Origin of the sequence: Microbacterium sp. ISL-103 (assembly GCF_018613995.1) — a bacterium.
Taxonomy (GTDB): domain Bacteria; phylum Actinomycetota; class Actinomycetes; order Actinomycetales; family Microbacteriaceae; genus Microbacterium.
On record NZ_JAGGPD010000630.1, the window covers coordinates 1 to 984 of the forward strand.

Consider the following 984-nt stretch of genomic DNA (forward strand, 5'->3'; position numbering starts at 1 on the left):
CAGTCGACGACGACCGGCGCGTGGTCGCTCCAGCGCTGGTCGTAGGCTGCCGCCCGGGCGACGTGATAAGCCGACACGCGCTCCGCGAGGGCGGGGGTCGCCAGGTGATAGTCGATCCGCCACCCCGAGTCGTTGTCGAAGGCCTGCCCGCGCATCGACCACCAGGTGTACGGCCCCTCGACCTCGCCGTGGAACGTTCGTCCGACATCCACCCAGCCGAGACCGGTGCCCGTCGTGCCGTCGACGCCGTCGACCGGCTGGCCCGCTGCGCCGAGGAATCTGTCGAAGTAGGCGCGCTCGCGAGGCAGGAAGCCGGCCTTCTTGCGGTTGCCGCGCCAGTTCTTGATGTCGAGTTCGCGGTGGCCGACGTTCAGGTCGCCGGTCACGAGGGCGAGGGCGTCGTCGTCCTGTCCGAGTTCGGCGAGCCGCGTGCCGAACGCGTCGAGGAACTTCCACTTCTCGTCCTGTTTGGGGGTGTCGGCCTCGCCGCTGTGCACGTACGCGCTGACGACCGTGAGGGGCCTGTCGCCGATGAGGAAGTCGGCTTCGATCCAGCGACCCTTCGAGTCGAAGTCGGAGTCCCCGAACTCGGTGCGTGAGGCGGTCGCCGGGATGCGGCTGGCGATCGCGACCCCGGCGCGGCCCTTCGCCGTCGCCTCGTCGTGCACGAAGGTCCACCCGGGAAGCGCCGCTTCGAGGTGCTCGTCCTGCCCGCGAACCTCTTGCAGGGTCAGGATGTCGACATCGGCGGCGTCGAGCCAGCCGCTCATGCCGTTGCGAGCCGCCGCTCGGATCCCGTTGACATTGACCGTGGCGATACGCAGGTGAGGCATGATTCCAGCCTAACGAGCGCCACCGACATCCTTCGACCGCTGCAGCTCGGCCAGAAGCCTCTGGGCGAGAGGCGAGGTCGAATCGACGGGCGGGGGGGCGGATGCCCCGAGCACTGCGAGCTGGTGCTCGGCTGTGCGCACCGCCCTGTCG

General features: G+C 69.5%; 1 protein-coding gene. It reads right to left on the reverse strand.

The genetic code is table 11. The features are described from left to right. Positions 1-833 (reverse strand): exodeoxyribonuclease III (locus tag J7E68_RS18880; protein WP_215175083.1); only part of this gene is annotated, 833 nt, incomplete at its 3' end. Positions 834-984 lie beyond the last annotated feature (151 nt).